Raw genomic sequence first — 20,595 nt, 5'->3', positions numbered from 1 at the left:
CCATGTTTTGTGAAGATCATGCAGACTCTATTTAAGGAAGAACGGGGTTCTTCGAAGGGATATAATATTTGTTTTCTGAATAAAAAAAATAGTTGCACAAATGATTAAGTTGGCTTAGAATATTTCGTATTCGAAATATTCGTATGCGAAATATTATAAGCGATGGCTTATATTTAGGGGAGTGATTTAGGTGCAAAAAGGGATGTTGATTCGTGATCGACTAAAGCACCTTAACAAAATCATGGGGACAATGGTTACCCGTGAGTTAGCAGATGTGGGCATAACGATGCCGCAGATTAGTGTGCTACGCAAAATTAAAGAAGGACCCCTGACAATTGGTCAACTTAGCAAGGAACTATATCTCTCTTACAGTACAGTTTCCGGAATAGTCGATCGCTTGGAGAGGGAGGAGTACATTGAACGAGTTCGCGATAAAGAAGATCGTCGAGTCATTTGGATAAAAATTACTGACAAGTTCGAACAGTTGAGTAATTCCATATCTGTTATGCAAAAAGAGTATTTCACTGAACTAATTAAGGATCTATCCGATGGCGAGGTTGATAACATTGTGAGATCCCTTCAACTACTCATCACACAATTAGAAAAAAGGATTGAAGAGAGAACATGAAAAAGAAAATTATCTTAGTCATCATTCTACTTGTTATGATCGTAGCAGGCGGTGCTATTGGTTACTATTACTGGTACCAAGGCAACCATTATATTTCTACGGAGGATGCCCGAATCGCAGGAGACCAATATCGAGTGATGCCACGTATTTCCGGTAAGCTAGTTTCGCTGGACCTTGAAGACGGTCAAAACGTAGTAGCGGATCAAATCGTTGGTCAACAAGATACAACAAATGTTGCAAACAATATGCTAGATAATGCTTCCTTACGCTCTCCTATCACAGGTACTGTTTTAAAGGTAGCATCTAAACCTGGTGAAGTTGTTTCTCCTGGTCAAGCGGTTGCAATCGTAGTTGATATGAACAAACTTTATGTTTCAGCAAACATTGAAGAGACTGATTTGGGACGCGTACATGTTGGGCAAACTGTTGAATTTACCATTGATTCGTTTAATGGTAAAAAATTCATGGGAAAAGTTTCGAACATTGGAACGGCAACAGCTTCTACCTTCTCTTTGTTACCAGCAACTAACACGAGCGGTAGCTTTACAAAAGTAACACAACGTATACCAATAAAAATTTCAATTGATGACAAACAAAACAATACTATTCTGCCAGGTATGAGCGCCAATATTAAAATACATTTGAAAGGGAGTTAAGGTGAAATAAGATGAATAAAACCCAAAAACAAATAGCCGGCACATTCACCATTATGGTATTGCTGCTAGGCGGCTGTAGTGATGCCTCAGAGAATAATCAAGCATCGAACTCTCCGGTCGTGCGAGCTATGAAGGTAGTGGGGACTCCTGCCTCGTCCGACTTAATGGCATCTGGTAAAATAGTTCCCGATCAAGAAGTACAAGTGGTCTCAAAAATATCTGGTCGCGTCCTAGATGTAAATGTAAAAGAGGGAGATAAAGTAGAAAAAGGTACCGTATTGGTCACTTTAGAAAATGATGAATTAGTAATTCAGGTTCATCAGGCAGAGGCTGGTATTGCAGCATCTCAAGCAAAACTTAACGATACAAAAGCAGGTGCTCGCAAGCAAGATCTAGATCGGTTAAACAGTGCATTAGAACAAGCAAAAGCATCATGGGACGTTGCCCAAAAATCATACGATCGTATGAAAACTCTCTATGATACAGGGGCATTGACTCAGGCTGACCTAGAAAAAGCATCACTTGCATTAGAGCAAGCTAAATCTGGCTATGAGCAAACCAAGTCACAGCTTGATTTGGCAAAGGCAGGTGCAACTTCGAATTCCATTGCAGCTTTGCAAGCAGATGTGACTCGTCAAAAAGCAGCTTTAGATTTAGCGAGAACTACTTTATCTAACTCTGCAATTGTAGCTCCAATCAATGGTGAAATCGCAGTTCGTAACATTGAACCTGGGGAAATGGCAGTTGCAGGAGCCCCTTTGCTAACCATAGTAAAAATGGATAATGTTATGGTGCAGGCAAGTGTACCGCAAGCTAGTATCAATCAAATCAAAAAAGGTCAGAAAGTTCAGGTTATTATAAATAAAGATAAGGAAATGGAGGGGATCGTAGAGTTTATCAGTCCTATATCTGATAAGGACAGTACGACTTTCCCAGTAAAAGTGATCGTGAAAAACGATGGAACATTACGTGCCGGTATGATTGCAGAGGTAATCTTTAGCAGTGATGAATCTCGTAAATCTGTCGGTTTAGAGATACCAAAAACAGCAGTTGTTGAAAAGGATGGAAAAAAGTACGTTTATAAAGTAAACGGACATATTGTTCATATGACTCCTGTAGAGGTGACAGATAAAAATGCTGACTGGGTGTATGCTACGTCAGGTATTATAGCTAGTGACCAAATTGTCGTAGAACCAGGTGCAGATCTGCAAGATGGCGCTCAGGTCCAAGTGAACTAGGGGGCGATCTCTTTGTCTGCTTCAAATAACACCGAAAGTGCTTCCTATAAATGGCTCGCTTTACTTGCAATCGTTATGGGTACATTCGTAGCGGTACTAAACAACAGTATCATTAATATAGCACTACCTAAGCTGGTAACGGTTTTTGGGTCGACAACAGAAACCATTCAATGGGTCTTAACTGGCTACATGTTGTCTTCTGCTGTTGTTATTCCGATGAGTGGAACTTTAAGTGATATTTTTGGAACGAAACGATTATTTATTTTATCATTGGCTGTATTTACGGTAATCTCAACCTTCTGTGGTTTTGCCTGGAGCGACAGTAGCATGATTTTCTTTCGTATTATTCAGGGATTAAGCGGTGGATTTATCATGCCAGTAGGAATGTCTATTATTTATATGATCATGCCGCGTGAACAAATCGGAATGGCACTAGGATTATGGGGGATTGCAGCCATGGTTGCTCCTGCGGTGGGTCCTACATTGAGTGGCTATATCATTGAATATCTCAACTGGCGTTTCTTATTCTTCATGGGTATTCCTGTAGGTGTGCTTGCTGTTGTCATGGGAAGTATTATTTTAAAGGAAACTCCAATTAAAAAAGTGAAATTTGATTTTCTAGGAGCAATCTTGTCGATTATTGGGTTTGCTAGCTTACTACTTGCCCTTACAAAAGGTGCTTCTGAAGGCTGGACATCGTTATATGTCGTAAGCCTGATATTCATTTCAATCTTCAGTTTAATACTCTTAGTTTACGTTGAGCTTACGATAGAACAGCCTTTGATCGATTTTCGGATCTTGAAAAATGGCACGTATTCATTAAGTTTATTAATCGTTAGTTTTATTACGATGGGGATGTTTGGTGGAATTTTCATGATGCCACTCTATATGCAAAACATTCAAGGATTGTCTGCTATGCAAACAGGTATATTACTGATGCCACAATCGATTGCCATGGCGGTCATGATGCCGATTGGTGGTAAACTGTTTGATAAATTCGGGGTAGTACCGCTTGGCATAATTGGTTTAACACTAGCAGGAATAACATCTTATGAGCTTCAGCATCTAGCCCAAGATACTCCGCATAGGTGGATTGACACAATATTAACCATTCGGGGTGTGGGAATGGGGATGTGTATGACACCATTGTCTACGGTTGGGATGAATGCCATCCCAAGACATTTGGTGAGTCAAGCCTCTTCCCTTTCTAACCTGATTCGATCTGTAATGGGTTCCTTTGCGATTGCGATATTGACTGCGTTAATGACCAATCGCCAGAATTTCCACGCGGTACGTATCAGTGAAAATGTTCCGAGTACAAGTGATGTGGCGAATCAAGTCTTAGCTGCTTTGTCTGGTGTATATACGCAAAGCGGTATAGACGCTACTTCCTCGGTTATAGGAGCATCTTCAATATTAGGTGGCATGATTCAAAAGGAAGCATTAACACGAGGTATTGCAGATACGTTCTTCATCTCTGCATTTCCTATTTTATTGTCAATCCCGTTGGTTCTTTTCTTCTTGAAAAAGAAAAAGGCTTCTATCGAGCTAAAACCTACACCGAGTGCTTCAGATAATAAACCAATGGATGTTACGATGAAAGCAACTCCAACTCCTAATGTCCCAGCGCCTGTTAAGGGATAAAAAGAAAGAACCTAGTCTTTTGTTGGCTAGGTTTTTTCTTTTATGGGTTGATGTTTTTCCATTCTGTCTAATAAAAAAAGGGGCAACCCCCTTGTCATAAATCATGACAGTGGATGTGCCCCTCTTACATTTATTACAGTTTGCGGTTGTAGAATTCAACGATTAGAGTTTCGTTGATTTCAGCCGGCATTTCGGAACGATCTGGGAAACGAGTGAATGTACCTTCTGCTTTGTTATCATCAAAAGTGATGTAAGTAGGCAAGAAAGTGCGAGCTTCCAAAGATTCTTTCACGATAGATAGGTTACGAGATTTCTCACGAAGAGTAATCACATCGCCTGGTTGTACGCGGTAAGAAGCGATATCAACTTTTTTACCATTAACAGTCAAGTGACCGTGGTTAACTAATTGACGAGCTCCTGGACGAGTAGATGCAAAACCCATACGGTAAGCAACGTTATCTAGGCGGGACTCAAGAAGTCTCATGAAGTTCTCACCTACAACGCCTTTCATTTTCAACGCATGTTTGAAAGTGCGAAGGAATTGTTTTTCCGTTAGGCCGAACATGTGACGAAGTTTTTGTTTTTCTTGCAACTGTAGACCGTATTCGCTCATTTTGCGACGGCTATGTCCGTGTTGTCCTGGTGGGAAGTTGCGTTTTAGATCTTTTCCTGTTCCGTCTAGAGAAATACCCAGACGACGAGCCAGTTTGTGGCGTGGTCCTGTGTAACGAGCCATGTTTTCAATCTCCTTTAAATTAGATTCGCAGGTGTTTACTTCCAGAAGGCAAGTTTCATCTTCGTACACGAACTTCAGACGGTAGCGTTTCTGCATCGTGCTCCTCTTGAAAAACAGCAGCCGCTGTCAAAAGGCAAAGGGGTGAAACTTAGAAGTACTCTTCATGAATCCTTCTGTTTTTACCTACAATCGTTGCTACCCTACTAACACATAGCTCTTATTGTACCTATTAGAACATGCATAAGTCAAGAGAAAGAGAGAATTGAATCAGCCGGAAGAGGCTGGTAATTAGTAAATCGGTCCCACTTTGATATCTAGTTGCTTCCGTTTTTCCATATAACGCATGAAATATAGAGCTGCTTCCTCACGAGTTACGCTTGCATCAGGCTGGAACAATTCCTTCGGGGCATCCATAATTTCTAGTGTTGTTACAATGGCAATCGCACCAACCGGATGTTCTATTTTGAGATCCTTCATATTCATCTGGAAGAGATCTGGAGTCTGTGATAACCCATGATACCCCAGTGATCTCACAAATAAGTCAGCCAGCTCAGCACGGCTTATTTTCTCTTCAGGCTTTAATTGCTTGGAGAGGTTAGCAATCCACCCTTGTTTACTCGCAAGCTGCACGGAAGAGAAATAAGGGGAAGTACCAGGAACATCTGTATAAATCGCATCACTATGCGCATAGGTGTACATCTGATAATCTCCGTTGAAGATAGTGGCTACCAGCATTTTGATCATTTCACCACGTTTGATCGGTTCATTTGGCTTGATTTGATTATCAATTAACTGAATCGCATCGTAATTGTACATGATGCGTAGAGCATTCTGGGATTCAATAGGCAACGAGGCTAGATCAGTTGGCTCAGCATGATGCAGGATTACCGGATTTCCTGATTCCGTGCTAATCCACTTACCAGTAGTGGCATCCAAAGCGTATCCTTCCTTATATGGGGTAGGAGTAATCTCATAGACCAATTTAACAGCCTGATTAGCATTGTCTTTTGGGGCTACCATACGGTATGGGTCCGTTTTTTTATAGACGAGTCGGAGCGTACTCTCTTCAAGCCAGCTCTTTTGCGCTTCTGCAAGGGTTATGTGAGAAGGTAATGTGGCAGGGTAGCTTTCATTTCTCTGCGAGACGTGAAAAGAAAGGATTTGCCCTGTGTATCTATCAATTCTGATCATCATTTCACCACTAGCTGCGGGAACTCCGTGTTTATATGGTTGATAAGTAAAGGTGACGGCTGTTTGTTCTTCCCAATTGAACTCCCTGTTTTGGAGTGATTCGTCGTAGTATAAGTTGTGCAATTGATCAGGAGCATATTTTTTGATCGCGTCCACCGTTTTTTGTTTTAGTTCTTCTATTGATAAAGGGGTAGCTCCATTGGCTGGCTTTTGACCTCCATTATTATATTCATAAGCCATGATAGAACCTGTATCAGCATGTAATGTTACCCACATAGATTCGACAGCGCCAGCTCCGTTTGGTGTTCCTTTAGGGTCTGTAAAGGTAAAGTCCCAAACTGGTGCCCCTCCGTATTCCGAATCCCTAAACATAACGAAAGTTGGCTTCCAGTCAGAAATAGCGAACAGTTTATGGGTTAGAGTCATTGCTGCTTCTTGTGTCAGCGTTTTTCCCTTATGGAGAGGAGGCAATGAGGTTGAATAAATGGGAGTTGCCTTGGTGTCAGTTGCAGGTTTTAAACCTGTGGATACAAACAAGGGTTTTCCTGACGCTGCATCTAACTTTACATTTTGGTTGAGATTATAGATGAGACTGGCGGGTTTATTCGCAGTGCTATATTTTTGCCATGGAACGTAGTAACTTAGCTGGACAAAAGATGTATTCATGAAAGCATTTCGAGCAGTTTCTGCTGAAACTACACTCGGTTTATCTGGGAACGTAATTTGATCATCCCAACTGAGAGAGTAACTGGATATATAACCGGAAGGATCAACAACAATGGATAGATTATTTTCCGGAAAAGGAGTACCATTCACCATACGTACATACGAAAATTGCTGCTGCTTGTCGCCAAACTGCGGTTTTTCGAGTGGAAATTGAGTTTCATCCTTTATAGTCTCCTTGAAGCGCTTGCTGGCGTGCTCTTTCAAAAATGTTTCAGCAATCAAACCAGCTTCCTCTCTGGTAATTGATTTGGCAGAAGTAGTTTTTTTAGGTTGGTAAACATAATAAGAGAGTAATTCACCAGTATTTGCATTAAGCCTAATGGACACGCGGGTCTTTTCTTCATCCATTTTTGATGAAGAGTCGATAAAATCAAAACTCCATTCAGGGTAGGCTTGATACTCATTGGCAGCTTGATAATTGACTGAATCCAGTTTGACAGTAGAAAAGTTTTTTAGATAGCGTTGTGCAAGTTGGAGAGCTTCTTCTTTACCTAGTTTAGAAGTGGATACAGGACGAGCGCTTTCTAATGCAGATACGGGACTTGCTTTCGTTACGGGTGACATTGCCATCGCCCCTGCGGGAGAGAGCAGAAGAATACCTGAAAGGGACAAAAAACAAAGGGGGTGTAATAGTACTTTCATAGCGATTACCTCCTATTTATAATTGGATAGATCAAATCGAATCGTTGCACAGTCCATAAGCATATTTGATTTGACCTCAACTATCTGACGAAAGAGGACTTTAAGAATTACAGTTGAATTTAGAAAAAAGGGAAAGTTTTCTAAAAAATCTTTATATATTCTAGTATAACATGATTATATCTATTATAATTAAGGAGTTAATATAAAATGAGTGATATATCAATGAACGACATAGAGGATAAAACCATTCTTTATCTTATTCGTCACGGAGAAACAGATTGGAATATTAATCAGCGAATTCAAGGACATACCAATACAGATCTCAACGAAGCAGGGAAAGAGCAAGCTGCAAAATTGGCAGAAGCATTATCCACTGAAAGCTTTGCTCATATCTATTCTAGTGATTTGAAAAGGGCATTTGAAACGGCTTCCATGTTGGGGAAGCGGTTAGATATACCAGTAACGCCACTCTCCACTCTGCGCGAGCGCTGTTATGGAGAATTAGAAGGAAAATATTACGTAGATGTACAGGATCGATTGGAAAAGCTGTTGTCTCATGAGAGTATATGCGGAGTTGAATCCAGGGATGCCATGCAGGAGCGTGCGGTTATTACTATAAAACACCTGTTGAAACAACACATGGGTCAAACCATTGCGATTGTAAGTCATGGGGGTTTTATTAATGCTTTTCTTCATGGAATTACAGAAGGTTTACATGGTACGGGAAAAAGCAAAATTGGCAACACCGGAATCAGCATCATTTCATTAAATAATGATTGCTGGGAAGTTCACGAAATTAGTCGAGATCATCATCTTCAGGAAAGTAAGCCATTATAAACAAGGAAGAAGGAATTGGCATTGCAGACCCGAGCTCAGACAGGAAAACTAGAAAAAATAGTTGACGGCATCGTTCCATTTTTTCTGCCTTCTTGGCCAAAACAGGTTCCGGGGCTGCTTTTTTTCTATACACCCGAACGAGACTTACTTTCCAGTTACCTGTTGGGAGAAGAGTCAGGTCAGTTATCGAGTAATATATTGATCGAGTGTTCATTCGTGATCCAAAAAGAACTGGACCAGGTACTCCTGACTAATCAGTCTGTCATGGTAGATGGCGATGATCGAACTCTTTCCATAGGAAACTTCAAATGCATGCTACAACCACTGGCACCTGAAAATGGAATGGTTCATGCCGTTGCAGGGATTCTAATCATGGAAGAAGATGCTTATCCTTATATCCACACCTTCGGCGAAATGCTGAAAGGTCTTTATAACATGGGGTACAAGGGATTTTTACAACGAATGGTTGAACGTGTCATCGACGAAGCAATTAAATTTCATGAACCAGAATTATTCATGAAAGCCGTAGTTCAACACCTTCATGAGACGATTGGGATTGCTCACTGCTCCTTAATTCGACTTGATGGGCGTGGTTTCCTTTTGCCACAGGAGCGCTTTTCTACGGAAGATAAATCTTTTGCTGAGTCTAGCTTGTACCATGTGCTTCCACGGTTTGTACATCAAAAAATTGAAAGATTGACCACAGCGGATAACAAGCTTGCCTTCTATCCGATATATTATAACGAGAAGCCGATTGCTGCCCTTATTTTGCATATAGATGAAACAGAGGAAGCAACGCTTGATGGATTGGATTTATTGTTACTCCAAATGACCGGAGAACAAATCAGAAGTCAAATGCATCGAACTCTACACATTCATGAAATACTACGTGAGAGTCAAAAAAAAGAATTAATCTATCAACTAACAAAAAAAATTCATGCTTCTATCGATGTTCATGATGTACTTGAAGGCGTAGTTGGTAGTATCAATCAACTATATCCTTATTTTTCCACAGAGTTGCATCTTACTATGGAACTGCAAACTACCTTGCCAGTTAAAACCTTTACCGTGCACAAAGAGCTCAATCAGGTGAGTCAGCAAGCCTATTTTGAAGGGCGTTTAACCACGGGAAGGGAGGATAAAGAAGGTAGATTGGAAACATTGGTAGCAGCTCCATTGCTCGGGAAACAGGGGATATACGGAATATTGCTATTAAAAACCACGGAAATGATCAATTTGTCAGTGAATGAGTCTGAATATATCTCGGTTTTGGCTGAAACAGCAGGAATAGCTTTTGAAAATGCGCAGTTGTATCAGCAATCACGCAATAAAATTCGTGAGCTGCGGCTTATTAATGAGATGGCGCAACAAATAAACCGAAGCTTAAATATGATGGATATTCTGGAGTTCGTTACCAAAATGTTACATATGACATTCGATGCAGAATACGCTGCCATCCTACAGAAATTGTCTGATGGAGAGCATATGCAGATTGTCTCTTCCTCAAAGAGTGAGCATATTGGTCAAATAATTCCTATTAGCTCGACACCTATTGCAGAGATTTTTATGGAAAAGCAACGAATTTTGCTTTCAAATGAGAACTTTTTGCATGAACCACATCCTTTGTTTACCTACTCATCAGTTATGGGAGTTCATATGCATCAGGATTCTGAAGTGAGTGGGTTATTACTTGTGGCAGATACCAAGCCTAACTTTTTTTCCTATGATGAGTACAAGTTATTGGAGTTGTTTGGGCAGCATACCAGTTTGGCAATCAATAATGCTCTGTTGCTAAGTGAAGTTGAGCGGTTGGTTATCACAGATAATCTGACTGGTTTATATACTAGACGCTATTTGAATGAGAACGTAAAAAAATCATTAGAATCGGAAGAACAGGGTTCTTTAATTCTTGTTGATATCGACTACTTCAAGAACATAAATGACACTTACGGGCATCTGGTTGGAGATGAAATTCTGCATAAAGTATCCTCCGTAATTAAAACCTGTATACGTGACAGTGATATTCCTGCAAGATGGGGTGGGGAAGAGATCGCTATTTATCTGCCTAATGTAGATATAACCATTGCTTCAAAAATTGCAGAGAGAATCAGAAACAGGGTAGAGCTAGAATCAAATCCTAAAGTAACAGTCTCCGGTGGAGTGGCAATGTGGAGCAAATCGCTTGAAATAAACAAGACAGCAGAAGAATTGTTCCATGATGCAGACGTTGCCTTGTACCGTGCCAAACAAGGTGGACGCAACCAAGTAAGGCATAGCTAGCACGTAAAATATGATAGACTACGATATAGAAGAAAAGAATTGCGTACATTTCGAAGCTGGAGGAATATCAAATGTCTGCTAAATCAAGCCAAACTCCCTCGAACGCTACACCAACTCAGGTAGCGAATGGAGTCTACCAACTTCCTCTCCCAACACCATTTGCCGTGGGTGATGTAAATGTATATATCATCATGGATAATGATCACATGACGCTTGTTGATGTCGGTCCTTATACAGAAGAGGCGTGGCTTGCACTTAACCAAGGATTGCAGGTCATAGGTAAAAAACTGGAGGATGTAGATCAAATCATATTAACGCATCATCATGTTGATCACATCGGTCAATTAGAGCGAGTAAAGCAGGTAACTCAAACTGCGGTTTATGCTCATCCTCTTGCAGCTCCGTATGTGGAATTAAATGAGAGCTTCATGCAGTTTCACGATCAATTTTTTACACGATTGTACCGCGAATGTGGAATGCAGGAAGAATTACTTGATGTGGTAAAACGCTACCGTGGGATGATGAATAAGTTCCAACAAAAGAGCAGTGTAGATTATTGGTTAGAGCATGAGCAGGTCCTTCCTCACTTACCTGATTGGCAGGTTATCTATACACCTGGTCACTCACAAAGCCATTTATCGCTCTATCGTTTGGCTGACCAGGTAATGATTGCAGGAGATCACCTGATTGCTCATGTCTCTTCCAATGCGTTTATTGAGCCACCTCGCGATCAATCCAGTACTCGACCGCTTACCCTAGTTCAATACCGTACTTCACTGGAAATGGTAGCTGCCATGGATGTGAAGATGGTTTTTTCAGGGCATGGCGAACCTATTTTGAACCATCGCAAGCTAATCATGGAAAGACTACAAAAAACATGGGATCGTACAGCTGATATTCGACGTTATTTACATGATGGCCCGAAAACCGCATTTGAACTGGCAGCATTATTGTTCCCTAAGCTGTATCTTAAGGAATTGCCATTGGTAATATCAGAGACACTGGGACACATTGATCTTCTGGTAACAGTTGGTCAAATTAAGGTGGATAATAGGGAAGGTGTACTCTACTATCAGCTTTAAGATGTATGTTGATTCCTACTTATTACTAAAGCTCGCTCCGTTAGACCTATGCGGAAGAGCTTTTTCTTTTCAGGGAGTTATGTGAAAATTAAAACAGAGTAGATCTAAAGATGGTTGAAAAAGAAAAGGGCATGGGAAGAAATGTTTGTCGAAATAACGGGTGGATTGGCTTTTTTTGCTGGGCATTCTGTACTATAATTATGAATTAGTTCCCACTATATTTAGGAGGTTGCGGATGAAAAAAATGATTCTTCCGCTAGCGATTCTCCTGCTGGTTGTGGCATTGCTTACTCAAACGGAGTTAGGCAGTGTCCTTGGTACCGGTGACTTGAATCGAATTGCGCAGTATATACAGGAATTCGGGTTCTGGACAATAGTAGTAAGTATCATGATCACAATCCTGCAAACATTTTTTCCATTTGTGCCCTATTTTTTAATAGCTGGAGTTAACGTAGTGATATTTGGCAGTATCGGTGGATTTGTACTAACCTGGTTATCTGCTGTAATGGGGGCGGTTCTCAGTTTTTATCTTAGTCGTTATATCGCCCATGACTATGCTCAAAAAAAGGTGGGAAGTTCTCCGTTTTTCTCTAAGCTGAATGCACAAGCAGAACGGAGCGGATTTCGAATAATTTTGATGGCAAGATTAATTCCGATTATTCCATCAGGTATAATCAACTCTGCTGCGGGATTATCAAGGATAAACATCACTCATTTCTTCGTTGCTACATTGCTTGGAAAGCTCCCCATTACGATCCTTGAAGCTATTATGGGACATGACCTGCTTAATTTCCATGACCATAAGCTTCGTTTTGTGCTCGTAATGGCATTGTTGGGACTGTTAATGTGGGCAGGATCAGCACTAGGAAAACGTGCTGAACAACGCGTCACAGCTGTACCTGCTGGTATCTCTCCACATACACAAACATCCTTTTCCTCCCCTATTCATGGTCAGGAAAACTCAAAGGATGATTTCTGATGAAAAATGAACAAACGAAGGAAAGAATCTTACAGGCAGCATCGGAGCTGTTTCATTCTCAAGGTTACAATGGCACATCTGTTCGTCAGATTGCTGAGAGGGCGAACGTAAACGTTGCATTAATTTCCTATCACTTCCAAGGAAAGCAAGGGGTATTGGAAAAGCTGATCAGTAGTTACTACGATCAGTTTTTCCACTCCATGCACGAGCGCGTTAGTGAGGAAAAGCTCACTAGTTGTTTGGAAGAATTAGAAGAGATGGTGAGTGTATATGCACATTATCAACACGAGCATGCAGCTGTGACCAGGTTAATCGAGCGAGAATTAAGTGTGGAAACGATGCTAGCACGCGAAGTAATGACTGTATACATACACCAGGTGAAGCATAGCTTTGCTTCTGTCATCGAAAAAGGAATACGTAACGGAGAGTTCAGAGCAGTTCCGGTAGATGCACTGTTATTAAATCTGACAAGCCTGCTCGCCTACCCATACCTGAATCCACAGGTAGTGAGAGAAGTCTACTATCTGGAACCAGGCTCTGCTGATTTTTGTGAATGGCTAGTTACGTCAGCTGTTCAATTCTTACATTCATTTTTGCATAATCAAAATGTGTGACACTTAGAATAGGACATGTTGATAGCTTGTAAAAACATACATGAATGAGCGAACAGCTTATTCGAAAAGAACCTCGATATATTACATAACAACGCAAACGAAATCGAACATGGTAAAGGGGTGGTCGAACCGTGAAAAAGAGGCTACTGTTAGTCTGTCTTGCCAGTATGCTTTGCTTTTCAAATGTAGCAATGGCAACTGCATTTCCAGAAAAAACAAAAGACATTGTACAGGATCATGCGAAAATATTTAAGAAAGAAGATAGTACCAATCTGACGGAAACGTTAAAAAGTATCCCAGGTTCTTTTAAAGTGGTAACGGTACCAAGTACAGAGCCGGAAGCAACTACTCCCGATGAATATGCTCAAAAACTTTTTGAGGAGTATGAAATGAGCGATGATACTCTCTTGATGGTTCTAGACGTTGGTAAAAAAGATCTGGGCGTATTTGCCGGAACAGCATTAACGTCTCGTGGGGCCAATCAGGAGTTGTTTGACAGTAAAATCACTTCTTATTTTGATCCATGGAAAACTTCCAATAAGTATGATCAAGGTATTGCGCAATTTGCCAAGGAAGTTCAAACCGAGGTAAGTAAAAATCCTGCCCCTGCCCCTGTTCAGGCAACAGGAGCAGATAAAGCGGATAAAGCAAAAGCAGAGCCTCAGGATGAATCTCTTCTTTCCTTATTGCCGTGGTGGGCTTATCTAATTGTGATTATTCTTGGAGCTGGTCTGATTTATCTAGCCTTTTTAACGATGCGACGTCGCAGTATCATGACTAACATTGATGAGGTTGAAGACTGGAAAGATGATTTACTTGAAAAAATCACCACCATTGATTTGGAAAAAAACATGCGACGTGCTACAGGTGTCACAGTTGAACGCTACGAAGAGTTAATTACTCGTAAAGAAAAATTGATTAATACACGAATCGTTGAAGCAGAAATGGTTATTATTGAGGCAGATGAGGCGTGTGATCGTTTCCGCTTTGGGACCTCACTTAATTTGATCGAAGAATGCAAAGATATGCTGACAGAAATCGAAGCAGAATTGGCTACCTTAAAAAATGATACGACAAAAATTGTTCAAGCTAAGAACGAACCTAAAGAAGTTATTCCGGAGATAGACAAGCAGCTAGAACAAATGGAGCACAAATTAACAGAGATTCGTCTTACATACGGACTATCCTTCCATGATCTGAAGGTGGAACTGGACAAGGTCTCTACCATGAAGCAGACGATTAAGGAAGCAACAGCGGATGGTGACAATGTGAAAGCAGCAGAACTATCCCATGAGGCACAATCTATCCTTAAAGAATTACAGGAGTTGCTGGAGAAGATACCTGATTACGTTAACCTAGTTCGAAAAGATATGAAGGATGAGTTGCACCAGTTAGAAAAAGATGTAGAAGCAGCACTTGGTGGGCAGTATGATTTATGTCCAACCAAATTGGATGAAGAGCTGTTGCAGGTAAAACAAACCGTAACAGCTTCAGGAAATGCATTGGAAGAGGGAGATGTGGCTGCCCTACAGAATCATGTGAAAGCATTCATGACTAAGGTAGAAGCCATTTATCAGTTGCTGGAAGATGCCGTGAAAGCTATGCAAAAAGCTAATGAACCGGAAGAAGCTACTGATATAGAGCAGGATAGTGAAGAAACTCAGATTCCTCAAACTGAAATAGAAGAGATAGAGCAAGATGCAGAATCTATATTTGAGCAAAGGGTTGATAAGGAACCGCATGTTGTTAGCTTTAAAGAGGCGACTCTTTCAGCAACAGAGGCAGCTGCATCGATAGCAGAAACTATTCCTGAGACAGTCACTAAGCCTACTGAAGAGGTTCAAAAGCAAGAGACTGTCCATGAAACAAGTTTTAAAGCGACAGCCGAACCTGCTTATCGAAAAGCGGATGATACCGAATACGAGCTGGTCATTCCGAAAATACCGAAGCCATTTAACGATTCTAAACAACAAGTTGTCGTGGAGCCTGCCATAACGATCCATGATGAGGATGATATTTTAGATGAGATGGAAAGAATTTCGGGTGAACTGATCGTCATTCGTCAAAAAATAAAACGAAGCTATCTGCCTGGAATTCCGGAAGAATTAAAAACCAAATTCGATACCGTTGTTGGGTTGCTCGGTCAAATTCAGATACGCATGGAGTCATATCGCTATGATTTCCAAGAGGTCATCTATTATGTCGAGCAAGCAGCCGAACAATTAGTCGAAACGAATTATCTGGCTGATAACACAATTGCCGCATGTCAATCTGCTGAGGGAGCTATTCAGTATACGAATCGCTACCGACGTTTAAATCGCCAGGTAAATGAACTGTTATCAAAAGCAGAGCATGCCTTCCGACAATTGTATTTTACGGAAGCGTTTCAGCTGGCTGAGGAAGCACGTTTAATCATTGAGGGCGAAAAGGATGAAGATGCAAATAGCTGGATGCTTCGTAAAAAGAAAAAAGGGGCTAGGTAATTAATGAGTAGTGCCATGCCGTATTTTCTCATTGCTGCTGGGTTACTGGTTGCCTACCAGCCAAAAACGAAGCGATGGCAAAGACGATTATCCGCTTTTTTCGGCGGGGACCAAAAACGTGTAGACAAACGTGCTAAAACGTTTTATCTCTTAGGAATGTCTATGACAATCATTGGTTGCTTCTTGCTGATTCGAATGTAACTTATGATCATTTCATAAATAACTAGCGTGGAATTCCATCAATGATGCTAAGATCCCCTTACAGTAGACAGTAAAAAAGACTTCATGTTATCAATGAAATCATTACTGTTGACTGGAGGGGATTTTTTACTGTATCAGAAAGTATATAAGTTTCAGGTGTGAAAGACCTATTAGACTACTGTAGTGGGCAGGCAGAAGAAGCACATTTTTTGACTGCAAACTCGTTAAGGCCCTGCGAGGAAGCCTGGACTGTCCGCTACACAGCAAAGAGTGCGGAAAGTGTAAAAAGTCGCACATGCTACGCAGTGTCTCATGGGTTGCACTTTTTTACCCGCACTCTTTACTGTGTAGCTAGGTAGGACCTTAAATAGTTCTGGACAAAAAATGTGCTTCTTCTGCAAACAGCTTCAGTGGAAAAACACGAACAATCACAACAGCATGAAAAACCAGCTTCTCTTTTCACACGGAGCGTCTTGGCGAAGCCCGACCCAGCGGAGCATTATTCATCGGGAAAAAGAAGCGAAATCCAGCAAGTCTTACAGTGAAGACATCGTTTTGAGCTTCCCCGATGAATATTGCGGAGCGGACAGTCTAACCCCTTGTGGGGCGAAGACTTTTAGCGATATGTGAAAAGAGAAGCTGGTTTTCTCCACTATTGCAGGAAGAAAACGATCTTGTTTTTCTTATGTGTTAAGGTTCTTACGATTTCAAAATGATTTATATGTCGTAAGGAATACGAGCAAAAATCTAGCTGAAAGCAAAAAAAAATAGCGCCAAACGAACGGCGCCCAAGAAAATAAAGATAAAGGGAGTAGAGGTGTGAGAATCAGTAACCAACTACTTTTAGGGGGAGTAGGGTTCTGAGACGCTCTTCTGGGAGGAAGAGCAATTAATTATATATTCCCCAAAACAGATAGGTGTTAAACATCTAAACGTAAAAAAAATCAACTTTTTCGTTGAAGCACATAAATTATTCACAAATCATCAAAATATTAATGTTCCAGCGCATAAACTGCCGCATGACTACCCGCAACATATCCGGAGGAAAACGCTATGGTAATGTTATATCCTCCCGTATGGGCGTGAACATCCATAACCTCTCCAGAGAAATATAGTCCTTGTGTCATTTTGGATTGCATGGTTTTAGGATCAATTTCCTTGGTATGGACGCCACCGCCTGTAATAAATGCTTCTTCAAGTGATAATGTCCCTGTAATCGTTAACGGAAAAGCCTTGATCAGTTGAGCAAATTGCTGCCATTTTTGCTTTTGCAGGTGGGAGAAGGTTGTTTCTTCATCAAGCTCGACCATTTCCAATAGCAAAGGAAGAAGGCGCTCTGGCACATAACCTTTCAAAGCATTTTTAATCGACTTTTTCGGCTGTTCTTCGCACAGTTTCCACGTTTCCTGGGAAATAGTGTCGACTGTTTTTTCAGGCATTATATCAATTGTAAGTGACAAAGGTACTTTTCCTAATTTACGATGTGCGACAGAAACATAATGACCTAAGCGAAGAGCAGCAGGGCCAGAGATACCGAAATGGGTAAAAATCATATCCCCTTCCTGAGTGGTCAAACGCTTTCCTTTAGGATTATATAAAGTAAGCGTAACGTCCCGCATAGATAAACCTTGTAACCGTTTCTCTTTAATAAAGGTATCACTTGCCAAGAGCGGTACTTCCGTTGGATATAGCTCGGTGATGGAATGACCAGCGGCTTTAGCGAAAAGATAACCATCGCCAGTAGATCCTGTTTGTGGGACTGAACAGCCACCGGTTGCAACAATAATTGCTTTTGCCATTATTTTTTCACCTGTTTGTAATTGAACACCCTTACAGAGCCCGTCTTCGTAAATAACGTGGTCAACGGGAGATTTCAGACGTAGTGTTACGCCTTCATTTTTAATCCGAGTGATTAATGAGGAGACTACTGTTATAGCTTTATCGGTGACAGGGAACATACGCCCTCTATCTTCTTCCTTCAGGGTTACGCCCATCTCCTGAAAAAAATGAATAATGTCCTGGTTATTAAACTGGGCAAAGGAACTGTGTAGGAATCGACTGTTTCCTGGGATTTCCTTCATTAAATCCTCCAGCTCTTTTGCATTGGTTACGTTACAGCGTCCACCACCGGAGATAATAAGCTTTCGTCCTAGCTTCTCTCCTTTTTCTAATAAGCAAACCTTTGCGCCATGCTTGGCGGCAGAATATGCGGCCATTAGTCCAGATGGCCCACCACCTATAACAATGCAATCGAATTTTTCAGCTATCATTATGTTCACCCTTTGTTTATATCATCTGTATCAATCATGTTGGAATGTTCCTTAACGTTCAGGTAGGAAATGTCCATGTTGGTCTCATTTCATATGGTTACCGGCCTCTGATGGTTGCATAACAGCAACGTGTGATTAATAATGGAAGAGGATAGATTACCTGTACATAAGAATACAACAAATCTCTATCAATTTGGGGGGCTATTACAAATGGCAGATCAATTTCAATTAGATTTATGGAAAAAACTAACCGAAGCACCTGGAGCGCCCGGATTCGAAGGTCCTGTCCGTTCCATTATGAAAGAATATATGGAGACTTACACAGAAGAGATCGTATATGATAATATGGGCAGTATCTTTGGAATAAAACGTGGTGATGAAAAAGGACCACGCATCATGGTTGCAGGTCACATGGACGAAGTAGGCTTCATGGTATCACAAATCTCTGATAAAGGCTTTATCTCTTTCCAACCACTGGGCGGATGGTGGAGCCAAGTATTATTAGCTCAACGAGTTCAAATCATCACAGATAATGGTCCTGTAGTGGGCGTAATTAGTTCTATTCCTCCCCATGTATTAAGTGATGAGGTTCGCAATCGACCGATGGATATAAAAAAAATGTATATCGATATCGGTTGTGATTCCAAAGAAGAGGTTGCTAATGTAGGGGTGAAGCCAGGCCAGCCAGTCGTTCCTATCTGCCCGTTTGAACAGATGGCTAGTCCGAAAAAATTCCTCGCAAAAGCTTGGGATAACCGCTATGGTTGCTCCTTGTCCGTAGAATTATTGAAGGAACTAAGTGAGAATCCTGACCATCCTAACGAGGTATACGTAGGAGCTACGGTGCAAGAGGAAGTAGGTTTGCGTGGTGCAAAAACAGCTGCACATATGATTGATCCAGATATGTTTATTGCCCTGGATGCAAGCCCTGCTGGAGATATCCCAGGAATTACAGACGGGATGGGTAAATTAGGCGACGGTCTACTGTTACGAATCCTTGACCGGACCATGATCATGCAACCAGGTCTACGTGATCTCTTAATTGATACATGTGAAGAGCTAGGAATTAAATATCAATATTTTATCAGCCAAGGCGGAACGGATGCCGGAGCAGTTCATTTGCATGGAAAAGGTGTTCCTTCTGTAGTAATCGGGATTCCGTCTCGCTATATCCATAGCCATGCGTCGATCATGCATGAGGATGACTACCAAAATGCGAAAAAACTGCTCTTTGCTCTGGTGAAAAAGCTGGACCAGGCTACATTGGAAGCAACTCGTCGCCGCTAAGGGAAAAGGAGCGAGAGTACGTGAATGCAATTCGTTTTTACCGCCACGAATCTAATGGACAGGTAGAGTTAGAATACAACTTTTATGATCATAAATTTGCACCGACTAACCTTGTTGTACAAAAGATTTTAATGGCGATGCTACAAGCAACAGAGCCACTGCTAACCAAGTTGGAAGTTGAGTATAATGACAACATGCTAGCTGAAAAACTGGGAGGGCGTGCAGCTACCATCCTGCAAAAGCTTGGCGCAACAACAAGTACAGTGAAGGAGAATCTGGCGAATGGTGTGGTGATTAGCCGAGTGTTCGAAGCGGAACTAACGCCTGATCGATATGCCTACTTCTATAATCTGAAAGATGTGAGTGAATTACAACGTTTTGTGTTAAAGGATGAGGAAGTGGAGCGTGTAACTTCCTTTTTCAATCAGTATTTGTTGCTTCGAATACCCCACGAGTATGAGCAGAGGTTTTACGATAATCTCAATCAGTTGCATGTACCATATTCGGTTGTAGAAGTGAAAAAGTAAGTAAAATGCAAAAGGTAACACTTATCCCTTCTTAGTGGATGAAGTGTTACCTTTTCTTATTTAAAAATAAGAGCCGATATTTAAAAAAATGTCGGCTTTTTCCGATTAAGGTATAATAATTATAAAATTCTCACCCGAATATCGGGCAGTAAGGAACGTGGTTAGAGAGATGAGTAACGTAGCAAATACATATAAATTACCCTATTATGCAGTTGTTTTTGCTTCAGAGCGAACAGAAGGTGACAATGGTTATGGTGTAATGGCAGCCAAAATGGTTGAATTAGCAAATAAACAAAAAGGATTTTTAGGTATTGAAAGTGCAAGAGATTCAGATTTGGGCATTACTGTTTCTTACTGGGAAACACTCGAGGATATTGCTGCTTGGAAAGCAAGTGCAGCTCATCAAATCGCTCAAGAACGTGGAAAAAAAGAGTGGTATAGTCGATTTGCATTACGTGTATGTAAAGTAGAACGTGATTATCTATTTGAAATGTAGGGTAAGAGAACAAAAGTTGAAAATTCGGTACCCGAATTAAACAATGTAGTGTAGTGCTTCATGCAATCGATAGTAATT

17 protein-coding genes are annotated in these 20,595 nt (G+C 41.0%); 14 read left to right on the top strand and 3 right to left on the bottom strand.

Features of this window, described 5'->3' with window-relative positions; all coding sequences use genetic code 11:
- The first annotated feature begins 190 nt into the window (after positions 1-190).
- From LM917_RS21970 to LM917_RS21955, 4 genes are read left to right on the top strand one after another with little or no spacing between them, the layout of a single operon-like run.
- Complete coding sequence (locus LM917_RS21970) at positions 191-628, top strand: MarR family winged helix-turn-helix transcriptional regulator (protein WP_232699854.1); 438 nt, start codon at positions 191-193, stop codon at positions 626-628.
- A complete protein-coding gene (locus LM917_RS21965; RefSeq protein WP_232699853.1) occupies positions 625-1,284 on the top strand; it encodes an HlyD family secretion protein in 660 nt (219 codons plus the stop codon). Before LM917_RS21970 ends, LM917_RS21965 begins: the two co-directional genes overlap by 4 nt.
- 11 nt (positions 1,285-1,295) lie before the next feature.
- A complete protein-coding gene (locus LM917_RS21960; protein ID WP_232699852.1) occupies positions 1,296-2,522 on the top strand; it encodes an efflux RND transporter periplasmic adaptor subunit in 1,227 nt (408 codons plus the stop codon).
- A 12-nt stretch (positions 2,523-2,534) separates the two neighbouring features.
- Positions 2,535-4,166, top strand: coding sequence for a DHA2 family efflux MFS transporter permease subunit (locus LM917_RS21955; RefSeq protein WP_232699851.1), 1,632 nt, complete (start codon positions 2,535-2,537; stop codon positions 4,164-4,166).
- Between the two features lie 133 nt (positions 4,167-4,299).
- Here the strand turns inward: LM917_RS21955 and rpsD are convergent, their stop codons facing one another.
- Together rpsD and LM917_RS21945 are read right to left on the bottom strand one after the other, a co-directional pair.
- On the bottom strand, positions 4,300-4,902 hold the full coding sequence (gene rpsD, locus LM917_RS21950) for a 30S ribosomal protein S4 (RefSeq protein ID WP_232699882.1): 603 nt from the start codon (positions 4,900-4,902) through the stop codon (positions 4,300-4,302).
- Positions 4,903-5,190: 288 nt separating this feature from the next.
- Complete coding sequence (locus tag LM917_RS21945) at positions 5,191-7,461, bottom strand: YcdB/YcdC domain-containing protein (RefSeq protein WP_232699850.1); 2,271 nt, start codon at positions 7,459-7,461, stop codon at positions 5,191-5,193.
- A 207-nt stretch (positions 7,462-7,668) separates the two neighbouring features.
- Here LM917_RS21945 and LM917_RS21940 point away from each other — a divergent pair, with 207 nt between their 5' ends.
- The 7 genes from LM917_RS21940 to LM917_RS21910 all read left to right on the top strand — a co-directional run bounded on the left by LM917_RS21940 (position 7,669) and on the right by LM917_RS21910 (position 15,937).
- Complete coding sequence (locus LM917_RS21940) at positions 7,669-8,298, top strand: histidine phosphatase family protein (RefSeq protein WP_232699849.1); 630 nt, start codon at positions 7,669-7,671, stop codon at positions 8,296-8,298.
- Between the two features lie 15 nt (positions 8,299-8,313).
- Complete coding sequence (locus LM917_RS21935; protein WP_232699848.1) at positions 8,314-10,578, top strand: sensor domain-containing diguanylate cyclase; 2,265 nt, start codon at positions 8,314-8,316, stop codon at positions 10,576-10,578.
- A gap of 71 nt (positions 10,579-10,649) precedes the next feature.
- On the top strand, positions 10,650-11,660 hold the full coding sequence (locus LM917_RS21930; RefSeq protein ID WP_232699847.1) for an MBL fold metallo-hydrolase: 1,011 nt from the start codon (positions 10,650-10,652) through the stop codon (positions 11,658-11,660).
- A 235-nt stretch (positions 11,661-11,895) separates the two neighbouring features.
- Positions 11,896-12,639 carry a TVP38/TMEM64 family protein gene (locus tag LM917_RS21925; RefSeq protein WP_232699846.1) on the top strand — a complete coding sequence of 248 codons (744 nt, stop codon included), beginning with the start codon at positions 11,896-11,898 and terminating at the stop codon, positions 12,637-12,639.
- The gene (refZ, locus tag LM917_RS21920; RefSeq protein ID WP_232699845.1) at positions 12,639-13,253 is read left to right on the top strand and encodes a forespore capture DNA-binding protein RefZ; all 615 of its coding nucleotides are present in this window, start codon (positions 12,639-12,641) and stop codon (positions 13,251-13,253) included. The genes LM917_RS21925 and refZ overlap by 1 nt, the downstream gene beginning before the upstream one ends.
- 131 nt (positions 13,254-13,384) lie before the next feature.
- Complete coding sequence (locus tag LM917_RS21915) at positions 13,385-15,736, top strand: septation ring formation regulator EzrA (protein WP_232699844.1); 2,352 nt, start codon at positions 13,385-13,387, stop codon at positions 15,734-15,736.
- A gap of 3 nt (positions 15,737-15,739) precedes the next feature.
- Positions 15,740-15,937, top strand: coding sequence for a hypothetical protein (locus LM917_RS21910; RefSeq protein WP_232699843.1), 198 nt, complete (start codon positions 15,740-15,742; stop codon positions 15,935-15,937).
- Positions 15,938-16,929: 992 nt separating this feature from the next.
- Here the strand turns inward: LM917_RS21910 and LM917_RS21905 are convergent.
- Complete coding sequence (locus LM917_RS21905) at positions 16,930-18,207, bottom strand: BaiN/RdsA family NAD(P)/FAD-dependent oxidoreductase (protein WP_232699842.1); 1,278 nt, start codon at positions 18,205-18,207, stop codon at positions 16,930-16,932.
- A gap of 210 nt (positions 18,208-18,417) precedes the next feature.
- Between LM917_RS21905 and LM917_RS21900 the strand changes: the two genes are divergently transcribed.
- The 3 genes from LM917_RS21900 (at position 18,418) to LM917_RS21890 (ending at position 20,517) form a co-directional block, all read left to right on the top strand.
- Positions 18,418-19,494 carry a M42 family metallopeptidase gene (locus LM917_RS21900; protein ID WP_232699841.1) on the top strand — a complete coding sequence of 359 codons (1,077 nt, stop codon included), beginning with the start codon at positions 18,418-18,420 and terminating at the stop codon, positions 19,492-19,494.
- 20 nt (positions 19,495-19,514) lie between these two features.
- Positions 19,515-20,021, top strand: a complete 507-nt coding sequence (locus LM917_RS21895; RefSeq protein ID WP_232699840.1) for a hypothetical protein — start codon at positions 19,515-19,517, stop codon at positions 20,019-20,021.
- A gap of 169 nt (positions 20,022-20,190) precedes the next feature.
- On the top strand, positions 20,191-20,517 hold the full coding sequence (locus LM917_RS21890; protein ID WP_232699839.1) for an antibiotic biosynthesis monooxygenase family protein: 327 nt from the start codon (positions 20,191-20,193) through the stop codon (positions 20,515-20,517).
- Positions 20,518-20,595: the final 78 nt, after the last annotated feature.

The organism is Brevibacillus daliensis (assembly GCF_021245735.1).
Classification (GTDB): Bacteria; Bacillota; Bacilli; order Brevibacillales; family Brevibacillaceae; genus Brevibacillus_B; species Brevibacillus_B daliensis.
Note: the sequence above shows the minus strand (reverse complement) of the source record. Positions and strands in the feature narration are given on the sequence as shown.

Excerpts from the sequence above, each read along its gene's own strand:
- LM917_RS21940 (WP_232699849.1), top strand. The coding sequence starts at position 7,669 with ATGAGTGATATATCAATGAACGACATAGAGGATAAAACCATTCTTTAT.
- LM917_RS21945 (WP_232699850.1), bottom strand. The coding sequence starts at position 7,461 with ATGAAAGTACTATTACACCCCCTTTGTTTTTTGTCCCTTTCAGGTATT.
- rpsD (WP_232699882.1), bottom strand. The coding sequence starts at position 4,902 with ATGGCTCGTTACACAGGACCACGCCACAAACTGGCTCGTCGTCTGGGT.
- refZ (WP_232699845.1), top strand. The coding sequence starts at position 12,639 with ATGAAAAATGAACAAACGAAGGAAAGAATCTTACAGGCAGCATCGGAG.
- LM917_RS21960 (WP_232699852.1), top strand. The coding sequence starts at position 1,296 with ATGAATAAAACCCAAAAACAAATAGCCGGCACATTCACCATTATGGTA.
- LM917_RS21925 (WP_232699846.1), top strand. The coding sequence starts at position 11,896 with ATGAAAAAAATGATTCTTCCGCTAGCGATTCTCCTGCTGGTTGTGGCA.
- LM917_RS21910 (WP_232699843.1), top strand. The coding sequence starts at position 15,740 with ATGAGTAGTGCCATGCCGTATTTTCTCATTGCTGCTGGGTTACTGGTT.
- LM917_RS21905 (WP_232699842.1), bottom strand. The coding sequence starts at position 18,207 with ATGATAGCTGAAAAATTCGATTGCATTGTTATAGGTGGTGGGCCATCT.
- LM917_RS21900 (WP_232699841.1), top strand. The coding sequence starts at position 18,418 with ATGGCAGATCAATTTCAATTAGATTTATGGAAAAAACTAACCGAAGCA.
- LM917_RS21930 (WP_232699847.1), top strand. The coding sequence starts at position 10,650 with ATGTCTGCTAAATCAAGCCAAACTCCCTCGAACGCTACACCAACTCAG.
- LM917_RS21890 (WP_232699839.1), top strand. The coding sequence starts at position 20,191 with ATGAGTAACGTAGCAAATACATATAAATTACCCTATTATGCAGTTGTT.
- LM917_RS21965 (WP_232699853.1), top strand. The coding sequence starts at position 625 with ATGAAAAAGAAAATTATCTTAGTCATCATTCTACTTGTTATGATCGTA.